Source organism: Brevundimonas sp. FV1ps31S (assembly GCF_058681265.1).
This window is the reverse complement of record NZ_CM178735.1, coordinates 595,543-612,570: the sequence shown is the minus strand read 5'-3', so window position 1 is coordinate 612,570 and position 17,028 is coordinate 595,543. Positions and strand designations below refer to the sequence as shown.

Sequence of the window (17,028 nt, the reverse complement as noted above, 5' to 3'; positions counted from 1 at the left end):
ATCCTACTTCTTGGCGCGGGCCGCGCGGGCCGGCTTCCGGCCGCCCTGCCCAAGACCCATCTGCTTGGCCAGTTCAGAACGCGCCTTCGCGTAGTTCGGGGCGACCATCGGATAGTCCTTCGGCAGGCCCCATTTGGCGCGGTATTCTTCGGGGCTCATGTCGTACTTGGTGCGCAGGTGACGCTTCAACGACTTGAACTTGCGACCATCTTCCAGGCAGATCAAGAAATCGGGGCTGATGGACTTGCGGATAGGCACAGCCGGTTCCTTGGGTTCCGGCTCGACCTCGACAGGACCGTTCGAAACCCCAGAGAGCGCTGCGTGGATGTTGGCGATCAACGCCGGCAGAGCCTCGGCCGTCACGGTGTTGTTGCCCACATAGGCCGACACAATGTCGGCCGTCATTTCGAGCAGTTCGGGTTTCTCTTCCATGCGCAGCGTCTCTTTCGTGATCTATCCGATTCGACTGAAACGCCAGTCGAATTCACTCCATCGGCTCTTAAGATTATTTGCGCTTAAACGCAATCCAGATGAAACGTCGCAATCCACGTGAACATTGCAACACTTAAGGTAGTGCTGATCTAGCGCCCAAAGTCTTCAGCCAAGGCCATCATGGCCGCGCGCTCAGGCGCCGAATATTCGTCGATCGCGTCATCCTCGCCCTCCCGGATCGCTCGCAGAAGACTGGGCGTCAGCGCTGAAGAGAGAGACCAGTTCCAATAACGCAATACCGTCTGGGCGCGATCCACCGCCAGCATTTCATAGGTGATCTGCACACGGTCGAGATCCGGATGCACCTCGCCTGCGGTCGTCACCTCCGGGCGACGCATCGAACGCCACAAATTCAATAGATCCACGCGCGACAGCCCCGTCGCCTTGCACAGGATGGCCACGGGCTCGCCGCCCGTGTCGCCCAGGATCTTGGCTCCGGTCAGGGGCTTTACCCCCGCCAGGAAGGCAATCTCCGAGGCGATCTCGCGCGACAGGCCGTCGCGCGCAGCTACGGTCAGCGCATGCTCCAGTCCGTCGTAGGGGCTCTTCTCGATGGCGGCGCGGTTGCGTTGGCGGCGCTCGATGAACTGCAGGGCCTTTCGCGCCACGGGATCCGACCAGTTCTCCGCCGCCGCAAGGGCGAAGACGTCCTCGGACACCTCCTGCATGACCTCGCGCGACACGGCGAACCGTTGAAGAATGGTGCGGCGATCATCCGGCCCACACCACCAGAACATCACATAGGCGCCCGACGGCCTCAGCTCTGGCCGTTTCAGCAGCGGCCCGCACAGTTTCGGATGCGTGCGGCTCAGTCCCACCACCATCTCGATCCCGACCTGGGACAGGCGGGCCGCGCCGTTGCGCAGCACCGCCTCGATCACCTCGACCTCGGCGAACCCGAACAGGGTCTCGGTGACGATTTCGGAAAGCCCCCTTCGCCCGGCCATGATCAGTCGGTGCTCCGGCCCGGCGTCGCGCGCGCACCCCGCCAGATCCGCATCGGTCAGGGCCGCGCATTGTTCGATCAGCAGGCGGGCGATCTCGGGATCGTCGCGCAACAGCAGTCGCGCCACGCTGTCCGGCAGTTCGGCCAGGGGCGCCAGGCGGGCCGCGACCCGCCGCCGTTCCTCGTGCGAGGCCTTGCGCAGCATCTCGACCAGCAAATCGCCAGTGACCGCTCGCTCGAAGGCGTTGACCCGGCTTCCCGGCAGGGAGACGACGTCGGCGAGACGCTTCAACAAGGCATGGCGCGCCTTCAACGCCGGGCGCGCCGCCTCTTCGTCATTCAGGGCAGACGCCTGGGTCATGGCTTCAGCCTAGACGGCGCAGGGTTAACTCCGCGTATCGGAGCGGCTTCGCGTCACGAAGCCGCTCACAAACCTTCGAACAGGGCGGTGGACAGATAGCGTTCGGCGAAGGACGGAATGATCACCACAATCGTTTTGCCGGCGTTCTCGTCACGGCTCGCCAGTCGGAAGGCGGCGGTCAGGGCCGCGCCGGAACTGATGCCGACGGGGATGCCTTCGACCCTGGCCGCCTTGCGGGCCGTGTCGAAACTGTCGTCGTTCGACACCTGCTCGATCCCGTCCACGACCGAGGGATCGTAGATGGCCGGGGTGAAGCCGGCGCCTATGCCCTGGATCTTGTGCGGACCGGGCGCGCCGCCCGACAGGACCGGCGAGGCCTCTGGCTCCACCGCGATCATCTGGATCGAAGACTTGCGGGCCTTCAGCGCCTGGCCGACGCCCGAGATGGTGCCGCCCGTGCCGACGCCGGCCACGATCATGTCCACGGCGCCGTCGGTGTCGTTCCAGATTTCCTCGGCCGTGGTCGCGCGGTGAATGGCCGGATTGGCCAGGTTCTCGAACTGCGACGGGCTGACGGCGTTCGGCGTCGAGGCCAGCAGTTCCTCGGCGCGAGCGATGGCGCCCTTCATCCCCTTCTCGGCCGGCGTCAGCTCCAGCTGCGCGCCCAGCAGGGCCAGCATCTTGCGCCGCTCGATTGACATGCTCTCCGGCATACACAGGATCAGCTTCAGCCCCTTGGCGGCGGCGACGAAGGCCAGGGCGATGCCGGTGTTGCCGCTGGTCGGTTCGATCAGCACCGTGTCGGCGTTGATCTTGCCCGCATCCTCCAGCGCCTCGACCATGGCCACACCGATCCGGTCCTTGACCGAGGCGATCGGGTTGAAGAACTCCAGCTTGGCCAGCACGGTCGCTTTCGCCCCGTATTCGGCCGACAGACGCGGCAACCGCACCAGGGGGGTGTCGCCGATGGTGTCGATGATCGAGTCATACACCTTGCCCCGCCCCTTCTTCAGATGGCGGGACGCGTCGTAGCTGAAGTCGGACATGGGGGCTCCGGTAAGGTCGGCTCGTTCAGGGTGCGTAACAGATAGGCGGCGAAGTCGATCCGCAAGGGGGTGACGGCGATCATTTCTGTCCCCCGCCTTCAGATCCGGCGCCTAGCCGAAGAAGACCCCGAACATCGCGATGGCGAACAAGACGAAGATGCTGACGAAAGACACCGCTGCGGCGATCGCACCGAGCCCGAGCACGATCATAAGCAGACGGTCGGACTTCCTTGCCATTCGTCCAGCCTAACGGCGAGATCGGCACGCGTCGAGGCGAACCAAGGCTGCGAGACCGTCACGCCCTAAGAGCGCGACCTAGAAGGACTCCCACCCGTCAGCGTCCGGAGCCGAGACCGGGGCCAAGGCCGCACCGCCGCGGCCGGCGGTCTTCAGGGCGACGACGGGGCGATGCTTGGGCGCAGGGGGGACGGCGGCGCGGGTCGGCCTGGCGGCGCCCACCTGGAACCGGGCGACGGCGGCGTTGAGGCCGTCGGCCTCCTGCGACAGCGAGTGGCTGGCGGCGGTGGACTGCTCGACCATGGCGGCGTTCTGCTGGGTCATCTGGTCCATCTGGTTGACCGCCGTATTGACCTGCTGAAGCCCCGTCGCCTGTTCGGCTGCCGAGGACGAGATCTCCGTCACCAGGCCCTCGATCTGGGCGACGTGGGCGACGATCCGGTCCAGCGCCTGCCCGGTCTCCGTCACCAGTTTCACCCCCGACCCGACTTGCACCGTCGACTGGCTGATCAGGGCCTTGATCTCCTTGGCCGCGTCGGCGGACCGTTCGGCCAGGGCGCGAACTTCCGAAGCGACGACCGCGAAACCGCGACCGGAATCGCCGGCCCGCGCCGCCTCGACCCCGGCGTTCAGGGCCAGCAGATTGGTCTGGAAGGCGATCTCGTCGATCACGCCGATGATCTGGTTGATCTGGCTGGAAGACTTTTCGATCTCGCCCATGGCCGCGACGGCCTCGCGCACCACCGAGCCGCTCTTGTCGGCGTCGCCACGGGCCGCCTGGACCGCGCCCGCGGCCTGGACCGCGCCTGCGGCGGTGGCCTTGACGGTGGCCGTGACTTCATCGAGCGCGGCGGCCGTCTCTTCCAGGCTGGCGGCCTGTTGCTCGGTGCGGCGCGACAGGTCGTCGGCGGCCTTGGCGATCTCGGACGCCCCGGCGTTGATGGCGCCCGTATTGGCCGCGATCGTGACGATGGCCTCCTGCAGCCCCTCGACGGCGGCGTTGAAATTGGTCCGCAGCTGTTCGTAGGCAGGGGGGAAGGCGTCGGTGATGCGGACCGTCAGATCGGCCTGAGCCAGAGCGTCCAGCCCGCGGGTAAGCCCGGTGACGACGGCGGCCTGTTCGCGCGCGGCGACCTCTCGCGACTGGTCGCTGGCGGTGCGGTCCTCCTCCTCCTTGGCGCGTCGACGGTCGGCCTCGGTCGCCTCGGCCTGGGCGCGGGCGACGATCAGGGCCTGGATATCGACCACGGCGCGGGCGATGTCGCCCACCTCGTCCTGGCGGCGGGCCTCGCCCAGCTTCACCTCGGTCTGGCCCTGGGCCATGGCGCGCAGGTCGCCGGTCAGGCGACGGATCGGACCGACCACGCCGCGGGCGCCGGCGACCATAACCCCTATGCTAACAGCCAGGGCGGCCAGTATGGCGGCGATCATCACCATTCGGCCGTTCGCCGCGGCGGTGGTGGCGGCGGCGCGGTTGTCATCGGCGGCGGCCTCGATCTTATCGGCGGCCGCGCTCATGGCTGTTTCCAGCGCGGTGAATTGAACCTGGAAGTCCGCCATCTTGGCCTGGGCCGCGACAATGTCCCCTCCCGCCAGATCGACGATCTCGCCCGCCGCCGCAATATAGGCCTGAAGCGGGGCCTCGACCGCGCTCAGGGCCGCCTGCATCTCCGGGTCCGTCGCCAGGACCTTGTTTTCGGCGATGGATTTCTCAAAGATTTCGCGGTGTTCGGCCAGATCGCCCTTCACCGCCTCGATCGACACGCCGTTGGCGGGGTCGGGGGCAAGCATAGCGCCGAAGACGTCCGACCTCAGGGCGTCATGCATCATGTCTGCCTGCATATGATTGCGCAGGATCGACGACGACACCGAAGCGCGATTGAGAGCGTCCCCCAGTTGCTGGTTCATCAAAAGGCCTACGCCCGCCGTGCCGACCGACAGCAGCAATACGGCGATCCCGGTCGCCGCCACCTTCTTGCCAATCGTCAGGCGCATCCGCGGTTTCCCCCTAATTATTAGAACAGCGATAGACGAACACGGTTAATGCAACATTTGCGACCGCGTACGTCGTTTTCCCCTGGCGCCCTAAGGACGATTTTCACCCGTCCCGGACTAGGTCCGTTCTCGAACAGAACGGATATGGCCATGCAGAACGCCCAGCCGGAAACACTGAAGACCCTCGCCGCCGCCATGGTCGGCGCAGCGCTTCTCGCCCTCCCCGCCGCAGCCCAGGCGGCCGACCCGGCGCCCGAGCCGGAGCCGACCTGGACCCTGTCGGCCGAATATACGTCCGACGTCTCGGGCGTCGTTTCCGGCGGCGCGAAACGCGCGGGCCGGTATCTGGACAATCTGGGCGTCGAACTGGACGGCGACCTGGCACGGGCCTGGGGCTGGCGCGGCGCGCGGCTGCATATGTCGGGCCTGTATAACGGCGGAGGCGAGCCCAACGCCCTGGCCGGCACGCTTCAAGGCGTCGACAATATCGAGGTCGGGGCCCAGGGCGCCCGCCTGTTCGAGGCCTGGATCGAACAGGATTTGGGCGGATCGGCCACGCTTCTGGCCGGCCTTTACGACCTCAACAGCGAATTCTACGCCACCGAGGCCTCAGGCCTGCTGATCTCGCCGCCGTTCGGCATCGGCTCCGAACTGGCCTCGACCGGCCCGAACGGCCCGGCCATCTTCCCCTCCTCGTCCCTGGCGGCGCGCCTGCGGGTCGGCGACACGGACAAGACCTATGTCCAGTTCGCCGTCGTCAACGCCGACGCCCGCACAATCGGCGATCACGGCGGGGTGGACACCGACCTGGACCACGGCGTCCTGGCCATCGCCGAGGTCGGAAGCCACGCCCCGGTCGGCGCCGCCCCGATCCGCTACGCGGTCGGCCTGTGGCGCTACAACCAGCGTCAGGACAACATCCGCGACCTGACGCCCTACGGCGACCCGGCCCACAGCATCGCCCAGGGTGCCTACGCCCTGGCCGAGGGTCAGGTCTGGGGCGCCGCCGCCCCCGACGGCCCCCAGATCGACGCCTTCGCCCGCCTGGGCGTGTCAGACGGCGACACCACAGACTTCAAGGGCGGCTGGCAGGCCGGCCTGTTGGTGCGCCAGGTCTTCGCCGCCCGTCCGGACAGCCAGCTGTCCTTCGGCGTTCACCAGGGCTGGCTGTCCGCCAAGGCCCGCGCCAACCTGGCCGACACGGGCGCCGCCCCTGACCGCTACGAAGAAGGGCTGGAGCTGACCTACGCCGACCGCATCGGCCGTTTCACGATCCAGCCGGACATCCAGCTGATCCGCTATCCCGGCGGCCTGAAGGACGCCGACGACGTGGTGGTGGTGTCCCTGCGGGTGATCACGCCGCTGTTTTGAGCCTCTAGCGTTCCAGCACCACGCGGGCGGGATCGAAGCCGACGACCTCGCGGATCACGATCATGCTCCTGAAGCCGCGCACGCCCTTTTCGGGGATCAGTTCGCGGATGCCGAAGGCTTCGTAGTCTTGCATCGAACGGACAGCGACGGTCAGCAGATAGTCGGTCTCGCCCGTGACGTCCCAGGCGCCCTGGACCTCGGGACTGGCCCTCATGGCGCGCTGGAAAGCGTCCATCACCTTGCGGTCCTGGGTGTTCATCTCGACCTGGACGTGCAGGACGATGCGCGGCTCTACGCGGGCGGGGTCGATCACGGCGACATCGGCGGCGATGACGCCCTCTGCCCGGAGCCGACGCAGGCGGCGCAGCACGGCGGATTCCGAAAGGCCCACCGCCTCGGCCGTCACCCGCGCCGGCTCCAGATTGTTGCGCCGGACCCTTGCCAGCAGCCGATGGTCAAAATCGTCCAGAGTGACGAAATTCGTCATTGCACGCCCCTTCGTGACGATTTCCGGCGCACTCAAGCGGAAATTCGCCGGGAAGCGCAAGCCGGATTATAATAGGTTCACGCCATGACCGCCGTGGCCCTGAAACAGCATCTGACCTCGCCGCTGGCGATGCGCCTGATCCCCTATCTGGCGCTGTTCGCGGGCATGGTGACGCTGGCGGGCGGCACCTCTTTCGCCAAGACCCTGTTCCCGCTCATCGGGGCGCAGGGGACATCGGCCTATCGCGTCGGGATTTCAGCGGTTCTGCTGGTGGCGGTGTTCCGCCCCTGGCGATTCCGGCTGAGCCGCGCGGATCTGGGGGCCATCGCGCTGTACGGCGTCGTGCTGGGGGCGATGAACCTCAGCTTCTACATGTCGCTGCGGACCATTCCGCTGGGCCTGGCCATCGCCATCGAGTTCATGGGGCCGCTGAGCCTGGCCCTGATCCATTCCAGAAAGCCGATCCATTTCGTCTGCGTCGGCTTTGCGGTCCTGGGCCTGGGCCTGCTGCTGCCGCTTAAGGCCGGAGTGGGGGCGCTGGATCCGGTCGGCATGGCCCTGGCCGCCTTCGCAGGCCTGTGCTGGACCCTCTACATTGTCTTCGGCAAGCGGCTGTCGCATATCCATGCGGGCCAGTCCGTCGCCTTGGGCATGAGCGTGGCGGCCCTGGTCGTCGTGCCTTTCGGCGTGGCCCATGCGGGCGCGGCCCTGCTGAACCCGGCCATCATCGCAGCCGGTCTGGCGGTGGCGATCTTCTCCAGCGCCCTGCCCTATTCGCTGGAGATGGTGGCCTTGCGCGGCATCCCCAAACGCACCTTTGGCGTGGTGCTCAGCGCAGAGCCGGCGGTCGGCGCCCTGGCGGGTCTGATCGTGCTGCACGAACATCTGACCGGCCAGCAGTGGCTCGCCATCGCCGCCATCGTCATCGCCTCGGTTGGGGCCATCGCGACGACGCGAGAGGATCGGGTTCGTCTCGAACCGGCCTGAGGTTTCCTCAAACAAATCCGGCTCCTGGGTCCGCCTGTTTGAAATAAAACACGACGAGCGCGGCGCCATATTCCGGCAAGCGCATTTGGGTCGAATGACGTTATCGATTGCGTTCGTCGGCGCCGGTCCGACTACCCTCTACACCCTGGCGGCGCTGCTGCCTGCGGCCCGGCCGGGACTGGAGATAACGGTCTTTGAAGAGTCGGCGACGGCCGGGCTGGGCAGCCCCTATCGCCCCGGTTGGAACGATCCCGCCATGCTGTCGAACATCGCCAGCATCGAAATCCCTCCCGTCGGTGAAACCCTGCTATCCTGGCTGCGTCGTCTGCCTCAGCTCGAGTGCGACGCCCTCGGCCTGGACCCCGACACGGCCGATGAGCGGACGTTTGTCCCGCGCGTGGCCCTGGGCGCCTATTTCCGCGACCAATTCGCCGTCTTGGTCGAAGGACTGCGGGCGCGAGGCGCTGAGGTCGAGATTTTGACGGGGGCCCGCGTCATCGACGCAGCCATCCTCGAGGCCGGGATCCGCCTGACGGTCGCTACGCCTCAGTCGCCCGCCCAGGACCGCGTGTTCGACTACGCCGTTCTCGCGACAGGACATCAGTGGCCCAGCCGCCAGCAGGCGCGACCGGGCTATTTCACCAGCCCCTGGCCCGCCGCCGGCTTGTCGCAGATCGGTCCTGTCGCCGTCGGCGTCCGCGGCTCGTCTTTGACCGCCATCGACGCCGTCATCGCGGTCGCCGCCGCTCATGGACAGTTCGAACGCAGCGGCGACCGTCTGGTCTATACGTCCAAGGCGAGCGCCAAGGGTTTCGGCGTCACCATGATGTCACGAAAGGGACTGCTGCCCGAAGCCGACTTCTTCTTCCCCCTGCCGCATGCGCCGCTGTCGATCCTGACGCCACAGGCGGTCAACACTCTGACGGCGCAGGCCGACGAAGGACTGCTGGATCGGGCCTTCGACCTGTTCAAGCGCGAGCTGATGCTGGCGGACCCCGCATATGCCAGGGACATCGGCCTGCCCGACGCGGATCTCGAAACCTTCGCCGAACGCTATTTCCAACGCAGAACCGCCGTCGATCCTTTCCAGTGGGCCGAGACGAACCTGGAGGAGGCGCGGTTCAACCACGCGAACCGCATCACCGTGGCCTGGCGCGACGCTATCTTGCGCATGCACGAGGTAATGGCCGCCATAGCGCCGCATCTGACCGGCGTCACCTTCGAGCGGTTCAACAGCCACCTGAAGCCGGTCTTTGTCGACAACTACAGTTCGGTTCCCCATGAATCGATCGAGCGTATGCTGGCGCTCCACCGCGCCGGCCGGCTGGAGGTCCTGGCCCTGGGCGACAACCACCACATCGACACCCGCCCGCCCCAAGGCGGCGCCGTGCTGACGCGGGGCGACGGCGAGCGACGCCATTTCCCGGCCTTCATCGAGGCCACCGGCCAAAGGGCGCTGTCCGGCATCCAATTCCCCTTCCTGACCCTTCTGGAACAGGGCGTGGTTCAGGATCAGGTCGCCGACGACGGCTCGCAGGAGACGCGCGGGATCCGCATCGACGCCCATTTCCATCCCGTCGCGGAGTCTGGACCTGTCGACCGCCTGTTCTGCCTGAGCCTGCCCTTCATCATGGGTCGTCATCCCTTTGTTCAGGGCGTCACCAGTTCTCACCACATCGGCCAGATCGTCGGGGCGACGCTCGCCACGATCATCGCGGGCGTCGTCCCAGACACCGGCCATATCGGCGCCGGGATTGGCGTGTTCGGCCCCCTCACGGTAGAGGCGGCCTGATGAAACTGTTTGCAATCTACATCGGCGGCGAACATCCCGGCGCCAACATCGAGGTCCACGACATGCGCTTCGTGGTCGCGCCCTCCATAGAGGACACCTACGACGTCTTGCTGAGCCAATGGTGGGGCAAGCCGGGCAGCCTCCACATCGACTGCTGGTCCGAAATCAGCCACGCCGACGGCCATGAGGTCACCTTGCGGTCCAAGCCCTTTCAGGGTGACGCGCGCCTCTACTACGTCAATCTGGGCGGCTATGACGGGATCGATTTTGCGGAGAAGCACCGCAACGTCTTCGTCGTCGCCGACACTTTAGCGGACGCCAAGACACGCGCGATCAAACGGGCCAAGGGTTGGGAAGCCCCCCACCGTGACGAGATGTTCGAGGCTGAACAGGCCTTCGCCCTCGACGACGCCGCAGCCGCCGAACGGCTCTATATCCACCTGACTCCCGCGCCCCTGACGCAGGACCCGCCCTTCACCTGCCACTACACCCCCATAAGGGGCTAAGCGCATTTCCATCGCCGGCGCGGTGATCCGGCCGGGTCTTTGGCCTGCGTCAACACGCCGTTAACCATGATGGCCCATTTGGTTAACACCTGTTCCTGGGGTCTGTTTTGCACAATCTCGTCGCCGCCGTCGAAGCGATCGACCCGCTGGTCGTCACCGGCAAGGTCGCGGGCGTCTCAGGTCTGCTGATCGAGTCACGCGGCGGTCTGTCGCGTCTGGCGGTCGGGGCGCGGGCCGAGATCAGTCGGCGCGGGCTGGCGGCCCTGCCGGCCGAGGTCGTGGGGTTCCGCGACGCTAAGGCCCTGCTGATGCCGTTCGGCCCGGTCGAGGGCGTCGCGCCCGGCGCCGAGATCCGCATCATCGACCAGGCCGCCAGCGTGCGCCCGACCACCGCCTGGCTGGGCCGGATCATCGACGCCTTCGGCCAACCCATCGACGGCAAGGGCCCCCTGCCCCAGGGCCAGGCCCCCTATCCCCTGCGCGCGCCCCCGCCCCCGGCCCATTCGCGCGGCCGGGTGGGCGAGCGGCTGGACCTGGGCGTGCGGGCCATGGACGTCTTCACCACCACCTGCCGGGGCCAGCGCCTGGGCATCTTCGCCGGCTCGGGCGTGGGCAAGTCGGTGCTGCTGTCCATGCTGGCCCGCCAGGCCACCTGCGACGCCGTTGTGGTGGGCCTGATTGGCGAACGGGGCCGCGAGGTGCGCGAGTTCGTCGAGGAGACCCTGGGCGAAGAAGGGCTGAAACGCGCCGTCGTGGTGGTGGCGACCTCGGACGAGCCGGCCCTGAAACGCCGCCAGTCGGCATACATGACCATGGCCATCGCCGAATATCTGCGCGACCAGGACCTTGAGGTCCTGTGCCTGATGGACAGCGTCACCCGCTTCGCCATGGCCCAGCGCGAGATCGGGCTGGCGGCGGGCGAACCGCCGACGACCAAGGGCTATACCCCCACCGTCTTCACCGAACTGCCCAAGCTGCTGGAGCGGGCGGGGCCGGGTCCGGTGCGGCCCGACGGCACGACGGCGGCGCCCATCACCGCCCTGTTCACCGTCCTGGTGGACGGCGGCGACCATGATGAGCCCATCGCCGACGCCGTGCGTGGTATTCTGGACGGCCATATCGTGATGGACCGCAAGATCGCCGAGCGCGGGCGTTTCCCCGCCATCGACGTGCTGAAATCCGTCAGCCGGACCATGCCCGGCTGCCAGACCCCGCCCGAGCGCGAGCTGAACAAGCGCGCCCGCCAGTCGCTGTCGGCCTATGCGAACATGGAAGAGCTGATCAAGATCGGCGCCTATCGCACCGGGGCCGACCCCATCGTGGACCGCGCCATCGCGCTGAACCCCGCGCTGGAAGATTTTTTGACCCAGGACAAGGACGACGCCACGCGTCTTACCGATTCCTTTACCCGCCTGGAGCAAATCCTGAACCAAGGCATGATCAGAGAGTGACGAAATGACCGCTTGGGCCCAATCCCTGATCCGCATCTCCAATTACGAGGTCGAGACGCTGCAAAAGCGCCTGGCCGAGATCACCAGCCGCCGCGCCACCGCCGAAATGCGCCTGGCCGTGCTGGACGCCGAGGTCGAGATCGAACGCGAGCGCGCCCGGATGGACGCCGACGCCGGCATGATGCTGGGCGCCTATCTGAACGGCTGGAAGGCCCGCAAGGCCGCCGCCGAGGGCGATCTGACCGTGGTCGACGCCGAGGAAGCCGGCGCCCGCGACGCCCTGACCGGCGCCTTCGAAGAGCTGAAGAAGTTCGAACACGTCGCCGAAACCACCCGCCTGAACAAGCTCATCGCCGTCGCCAAGCGCGAAACCGCCGCCTTCGACGAGCTGGGCCTGCGGAAACGTGCGGTCTAGCCAGACACAAACCTCTCCCTCCCCCTGCGGGGGAGGGGGGCGGAGGCGCAGCCGAAGCCGGGTGGGAACGGCTGGGCTAAATCCCACAGACCTGTCTGGCCGCCTATCCGTGCGACGTCGCCTTGCCGCCCCCACCCCGTCGCTGCGCGACGCCCCTCCCCCGCAGGGGGAGGGAGAATAGAATGTCGATCTCCCGCCGCACCGTGCTCGCCTCGTCGCTCGCCCTTCCTCTGGCCGCGCCCTTGGCCGCCTGCGACCGCACCTCAGCCGAACCCGCGCCCTTTGTCGTCCCCCCGCTGAAATCCGTCGCCCCCTGCCCCTTCGGCACGGCGATCAAGGCGATGCAGATCGACGACCCCGACTGGGTCGCCCTGGCCCGCGCCAATGTCTCCCAGCTGACGCCCGAGTGGGAGATGAAGATGGAATACGTCCTGGCCGACGGCCTGGACCGGCCCCGCTTCGACCGCACTGACCGTATCGCCGCCTTCGCCGCCGCCGAGGGCATGGCCCTGCACGGCCACACCCTGATCTGGTACGCCCAAGGCAAAGAGGTGTTCGAGGGCCTGTCCGGCGCCGCCTTCGACCGCGCCTTCGACGGCTATATCGCCGCCATGGCCGGCCGGTATCGCGGCAAGGTCCGCAGCTGGGACGTGGTCAATGAACCGATCGTCGACGACGGCTCTAGCCTTCGCGACTGCCACTGGAGCGCCCGCTACGGCCATGACGGCTATATTCTGCGCGCCTTCGAGAAAGCCCGGATCGCCGATCCCGACGCCGTCCTGTTCCTGAACGAGTACAATCAGGAGAGCGTGCCGGCTAAGGGCGCCCAGTTCCTGAAACTGGTCGAACGCCTGCTGAAGGCCGGCTGCCCGCTCCAGGGCCTGGGGCTTCAGTCCCACCTTTGGATCGACATCCCCGAGGGCGTCATCGCCGCCTATATGCGCGAGATCGCCCAGTTCGGCCTGCCGATCCACATCTCCGAACTGGACTGCACCCTGCGCACCGACAACCGGCTGGATCTGCGCTCCCAGGCCGACCGCCTGGCCCGCCAGACCGCCCGTGTCACAGAACTGGCCGACGCCTTCACCGCCCTGCCCCCGGCGCAGCGGTTCGCCTTCACCGTCTGGGGCCTGCGGGACACTGACAGCTGGTATCGCCAGGGCGACAAGGACGACGGCCGCGACAAACCCCTGCCCTTCGACAGCTTCAGCCGCCCCAATCCGATGGCGGCCGCCCTGGCGACGGCGTTCGCTGGATAAGAAATCCCCCTCCCTTCATGGGGAAGGACGGCGAGGCAGCCGAGCCCGCGTGGGGCAGTCAAAGCCTCGCTCACGCCCATTCGAACCCCAGCCCGATCGCTGCGCGATCCCCCTCCACACGAGGGGGAGGGAGAAACGCAAAACGCCCGCCGTTTCCGGCGGGCGTTTCAAACTTGCAGAACCTCGAAGGATCAGGCGGCGACGCTGTTCGCGGCCTCGGCCGGGTCGCGCAGCACATAGCCGCGGCCCCAGACGGTCTCGATATAGTGTTTGCCGTCGGCGGCGGTGGCCAGCTTCTTGCGCAGCTTGCAGATGAAGACGTCGATGATCTTCAGCTCGGGCTCGTCCATGCCGCCATACAGGTGGTTCAGGAACATTTCCTTGGTCAGGGTCGTGCCCTTGCGGAGCGAGAGCAGCTCCAGCATCTGGTATTCCTTGCCCGTCAGGTGGACGCGGTGACCGTTCACCTCGACCGTCTTGGCGTCCAGGTTCACGGCGATCTCGCCGGTGTGGATCACCGCCTGGGCGTGACCCTTCGAGCGGCGGACCACGGCGTGGGTGCGCGCGATCAGCTCGTCCTTGTGGAAGGGCTTGGTCAGATAGTCGTCGGCGCCACCGCCGAAGGTCTTCACCTTGGTCTCGATCTCGTGGGTGCCCGACAGAATCATGACCGGCGTATTGATCTTGCCGACGCGCAGCTGACGCAGGACCTCAAGGCCGCTCATGTCAGGCAGGTTCAGATCAAGCAGAATGAGATCGTAGTCATAAATCTTGCCCAGATCGATGCCTTCTTCTCCCAAGTCGGTCGTATAGACGTTAAAGCCTTCCGACTTGAGCATCAGCTCGATGCTTTGGGCAGTTGCGTGATCGTCTTCAATCAGCAGGACGCGCATTGATGCCCCTCCAGGCAAAAGCTTTGCGGTAACCACCCGACCGCACGACCGGGTAACCTTGTTCGCAAGTTAAGACCCGAAAACCTTAAGAAGGGTTAATGCCGGGCGATTGAGTCGTTCCTAAGCTGATTTGCGAATCGCCGTCGAGAGTCCGGAGTCAATGATTCGAAATTTATTAACCATGTTTGCTTGCGACGCCCCTCACCTGCCGCCCGGCCCGCCCGTCCGACGCTCATAGTCGCGACACCACAACCTCAAGTCCACAACGGCCGCACGTCCGCTTCTGACGTTACATAGGATGATATTCCTATCACCGATGCCCGCCGACCTTAGGATGACGCATCGAAAGTTTGTGACGGGAGATATGTGATGCTGGAGGAATACAGGGCGCCGGTCGGCGACGACGATCGGCGCAAGGCGGGACTGGCCATCCATCTGGTGGCCGTACGCACAGGAGCCCTGCCCGAGCGGATGACGGCGCGCGGCCGGCTGGACCCGCTCAGCCTGCGTGCGCGCCGCATGGCCATGTACCTGTCCCATGTGGCCTTCGGCTGGACGCTGGAGCGGGTCGGCCATGTCTTCGGCGTCAATCGGGCCACCGCAGGGCTCGCCTGCCGCTGGGCCGAGGACGAGCGAGACGCGCGTGCCGTCGACGACCTGCTGAACCAGTTGGAGGCCTGTATCTCGGGCCTCTACGCCGCGCACGCGGAGCCGCAGACATGAACCGCTCCGTCGAGCGCGCCCGCGCCCTGCTGGTCCGCTCCGGCGCCTGGCTGGCGGCCGAGAACGGGGTCTACGCCCTGCGACTGGGCGCCGACCGGCGCGGCCGCATCAGCCTGACCCTGGCCGAGCCCGAGTTCCGCGCCCTCATCGACCGCCCCGGCCTGCGCCGCCGGCCCCAGGGCGGTTGGGTCGCCCGCCCCGCCGCGTCTGACACAGGCTCAGGGCCGCAGCCCGGACGCCCCGGCGTCATCGACGGCGAACGCCACCTGATCGGCTCCGACGGCCACATGATCCGGCACGCCGCCAATCTGGGTGAAAGCCCCATCGCCTGGCTGGCGCGGCGCAAGGATGCGACGGGTCGCCCTTGGCTGACCCCGGCCGAGGCCGCGGCCGGCGAACGGTTGCGGTCCGAGGTGGAACAGGCCGGGGCCGGCCCGTCCCTGACCATGCGCTGGGACGCCCTGCCGCGCGCCGGCGGAGGATCGTCCGCGCGGGTCGAGCCCAGCGACCGCGCCCTGTCGGCCGGCCGCCGGGTCGAGGAGGCCCTGCTCGCGGTCGGCCCCCGTCTCCGTCCCATGCTGACCCGGATCTGCGTCCACGGCGACAGTCTGAAACTCGCCGAAACCGGCCTCGGCCTGCGCCGCCGACAGGGCAAGACCCTGCTCAAACAGGCGCTTCAGGCGCTGGCCGATCACTACGGAATCGGATGAAAGGTCAGAGGTATTTCATCCAGGCGTGGGGGCTGCGCCTTTTGACCCCGGCGAACCAACGGCAGGCGTACCAGCAGGGGATGGCGACCACGCTCGCCAATAGCCATAGCCAGCCGACGCCAGGCACGCCGAAGCTGTCCCCCTGATTGGCGCCGAACAGCGCCAGGGCCGACAGGTACAGCAGGTGCAGCCCGTAGATGTGGATCAGATAGAAGAACAGCGGCGCCCCGCCGAAGACAGTCAGAACGTCCGTCAACCGGGCCGGCCTATGTTCCAGAGCTGCGAGAAGCAGGGCGCCGACCCCCAGGGTCAGCAAAACGAAATCGGCCGAGGGCGGATATTTGGTCAGGTTCAGCACGCTCATCACGGTTTGACCCGGCGTGGTCTGGACGGCCCACGGCGTCGGATCGCCGTAGACATTGAGGGCACGGAGAACCACCAGCAGCGTCAGAGCGGCCAAGCCGGTCAGGATCAGACGGCGCAGACGCTCCGACCGATCACCGATGAACCATGGCCCGATGCCGTACCCCAAGGCCGCTATGCCGATCCAGGGCAGCAGGGGATAGGAGGTCCGCACATGACCACCCCAGGGCAGGTCGATCAGGGTGCGGTCGTGCAGCACCGCCCACAGGACATGACCCGGCTGACCCGCTGCAATGGTGATGGGATCCAGCAGATTGTGGCCCAGGATGATGATCAGACCCACGGCGATCAGGACCGGGCGCGGCAGGCGGACCAGCGCGGACAGGGCGATCATCGACAGACCGATGGCCCATATGACCTGAAGATAGATGATCTGGGGCGTGAAGGAGAAACTCCAGGCGAAACCGACCAAGGTCAGCTCCAGCGCCACCAGAAACAGGCCGCGTTTCAGCAGGAAGTCGGACGCCGCCCGGGCGCCGGCCACGCCTCCACCCCTGCCGTTGCCGTAAAGCCAGGCGCCCAGTCCCGTCAGGGCCACGAACACCGGCGCGCACAGATGGGCCGACAGCCGGGTGAAGAACAGGGCCGGAGAGGTCGTTTCCAGGTTCATCGGGTCCGAGACCTGGGCGTGGATGAAGAAGAACTCCCGCGCATGGTCCACCAGCATCAGCAGGATGACCAGGCCGCGCAGGGCGTCGATCGAGCGGATGCGACCGGCCGAACGGACCTGTTCGGGCGGGGCGACGGAGGCGGGCGCAAGCGTTGCAGCGGTTGACATCATCAGGCGGAAGCGGATAGCCGATACTTTATAACGTTTCAACGGAGTATCACGTGTCCCTGCTTTCGAGCTGCGCCAGCCTGTGCCTTCTGGCCGCCGCCAATGCCGAATCCCCAGCCGTGCTGCAGTCGGCCCTGGAGCCAAGCGAGACCGCAA

Annotated in this window: 17 protein-coding genes; 9 read left to right on the top strand and 8 right to left on the bottom strand. The window is 66.8% G+C overall.

The window, feature by feature from the left end:
* Positions 1-3 precede the first annotated feature (3 nt).
* From ACVPT3_RS02870 to ACVPT3_RS02850, 5 genes are all read right to left on the bottom strand, one after another.
* Positions 4-432 carry a Ros/MucR family transcriptional regulator gene (locus ACVPT3_RS02870; RefSeq protein ID WP_492042709.1) on the bottom strand — a complete coding sequence of 143 codons (429 nt, stop codon included), beginning with the start codon at positions 430-432 and terminating at the stop codon, positions 4-6.
* 149 nt (positions 433-581) lie between these two features.
* Complete coding sequence (locus ACVPT3_RS02865; protein ID WP_492042708.1) at positions 582-1,799, bottom strand: DUF2336 domain-containing protein; 1,218 nt, start codon at positions 1,797-1,799, stop codon at positions 582-584.
* A gap of 65 nt (positions 1,800-1,864) precedes the next feature.
* A complete protein-coding gene (gene cysK, locus ACVPT3_RS02860; RefSeq protein WP_492042707.1) occupies positions 1,865-2,845 on the bottom strand; it encodes a cysteine synthase A in 981 nt (326 codons plus the stop codon).
* Between the two features lie 111 nt (positions 2,846-2,956).
* Positions 2,957-3,082 (bottom strand): hypothetical protein, encoded by a 126-nt coding sequence (locus ACVPT3_RS02855; protein ID WP_492042706.1) that lies wholly within the window; start codon positions 3,080-3,082, stop codon positions 2,957-2,959.
* Between the two features lie 78 nt (positions 3,083-3,160).
* Positions 3,161-5,077: a HAMP domain-containing methyl-accepting chemotaxis protein gene (locus ACVPT3_RS02850; protein ID WP_492042705.1), complete on the bottom strand. Its 1,917-nt coding sequence runs from the start codon at positions 5,075-5,077 to the stop codon at positions 3,161-3,163.
* A gap of 144 nt (positions 5,078-5,221) precedes the next feature.
* Here ACVPT3_RS02850 and ACVPT3_RS02845 point away from each other — a divergent pair, with 144 nt between their 5' ends.
* Complete coding sequence (locus ACVPT3_RS02845) at positions 5,222-6,448, top strand: carbohydrate porin (RefSeq protein ID WP_492042704.1); 1,227 nt, start codon at positions 5,222-5,224, stop codon at positions 6,446-6,448.
* Positions 6,449-6,452: 4 nt separating this feature from the next.
* On the opposite strand, the gene ACVPT3_RS02840 is transcribed toward ACVPT3_RS02845, so the two are convergent.
* Complete coding sequence (locus ACVPT3_RS02840; RefSeq protein WP_492042703.1) at positions 6,453-6,935, bottom strand: Lrp/AsnC family transcriptional regulator; 483 nt, start codon at positions 6,933-6,935, stop codon at positions 6,453-6,455.
* Positions 6,936-7,019: 84 nt separating this feature from the next.
* On the opposite strand from ACVPT3_RS02840, the gene ACVPT3_RS02835 reads away from it, so the two are divergent.
* The 6 genes from ACVPT3_RS02835 to ACVPT3_RS02810 all read left to right on the top strand — a co-directional run bounded on the left by ACVPT3_RS02835 (position 7,020) and on the right by ACVPT3_RS02810 (position 13,345).
* Complete coding sequence (locus ACVPT3_RS02835; protein ID WP_492042702.1) at positions 7,020-7,922, top strand: EamA family transporter; 903 nt, start codon at positions 7,020-7,022, stop codon at positions 7,920-7,922.
* Positions 7,923-8,016: 94 nt separating this feature from the next.
* Entirely contained in the window at positions 8,017-9,714 is a 1,698-nt protein-coding gene (locus tag ACVPT3_RS02830; RefSeq protein WP_492042701.1) for an FAD/NAD(P)-binding protein, read from the top strand.
* Entirely contained in the window at positions 9,714-10,220 is a 507-nt protein-coding gene (locus tag ACVPT3_RS02825; RefSeq protein WP_492042700.1) for a DUF1543 domain-containing protein, read from the top strand. The genes ACVPT3_RS02830 and ACVPT3_RS02825 overlap by 1 nt, the downstream gene beginning before the upstream one ends.
* A gap of 107 nt (positions 10,221-10,327) precedes the next feature.
* On the top strand, positions 10,328-11,671 hold the full coding sequence (fliI, locus tag ACVPT3_RS02820; RefSeq protein ID WP_492042699.1) for a flagellar protein export ATPase FliI: 1,344 nt from the start codon (positions 10,328-10,330) through the stop codon (positions 11,669-11,671).
* A gap of 4 nt (positions 11,672-11,675) precedes the next feature.
* Positions 11,676-12,086: a flagellar export protein FliJ gene (locus ACVPT3_RS02815; protein ID WP_492042698.1), complete on the top strand. Its 411-nt coding sequence runs from the start codon at positions 11,676-11,678 to the stop codon at positions 12,084-12,086.
* A gap of 182 nt (positions 12,087-12,268) precedes the next feature.
* A complete protein-coding gene (locus ACVPT3_RS02810; protein ID WP_492042697.1) occupies positions 12,269-13,345 on the top strand; it encodes an endo-1,4-beta-xylanase in 1,077 nt (358 codons plus the stop codon).
* A gap of 191 nt (positions 13,346-13,536) precedes the next feature.
* Here the strand turns inward: ACVPT3_RS02810 and ctrA are convergent, their stop codons facing one another.
* Entirely contained in the window at positions 13,537-14,238 is a 702-nt protein-coding gene (gene ctrA / locus ACVPT3_RS02805; RefSeq protein ID WP_492042696.1) for a response regulator transcription factor CtrA, read from the bottom strand.
* A 369-nt stretch (positions 14,239-14,607) separates the two neighbouring features.
* Between ctrA and ACVPT3_RS02800 the strand changes: the two genes are divergently transcribed.
* The gene (locus ACVPT3_RS02800; protein WP_492042695.1) at positions 14,608-14,961 is read left to right on the top strand and encodes a chromosomal replication initiator DnaA; all 354 of its coding nucleotides are present in this window, start codon (positions 14,608-14,610) and stop codon (positions 14,959-14,961) included.
* On the top strand, positions 14,958-15,671 hold the full coding sequence (locus ACVPT3_RS02795; protein WP_492042694.1) for a DUF6456 domain-containing protein: 714 nt from the start codon (positions 14,958-14,960) through the stop codon (positions 15,669-15,671). The genes ACVPT3_RS02800 and ACVPT3_RS02795 overlap by 4 nt, the downstream gene beginning before the upstream one ends.
* A gap of 4 nt (positions 15,672-15,675) precedes the next feature.
* On the opposite strand, the gene ACVPT3_RS02790 is transcribed toward ACVPT3_RS02795, so the two are convergent.
* On the bottom strand, positions 15,676-16,875 hold the full coding sequence (locus ACVPT3_RS02790; protein WP_492042693.1) for an acetyltransferase domain-containing protein: 1,200 nt from the start codon (positions 16,873-16,875) through the stop codon (positions 15,676-15,678).
* Between the last annotated feature and the right edge of the window lie 153 nt (positions 16,876-17,028).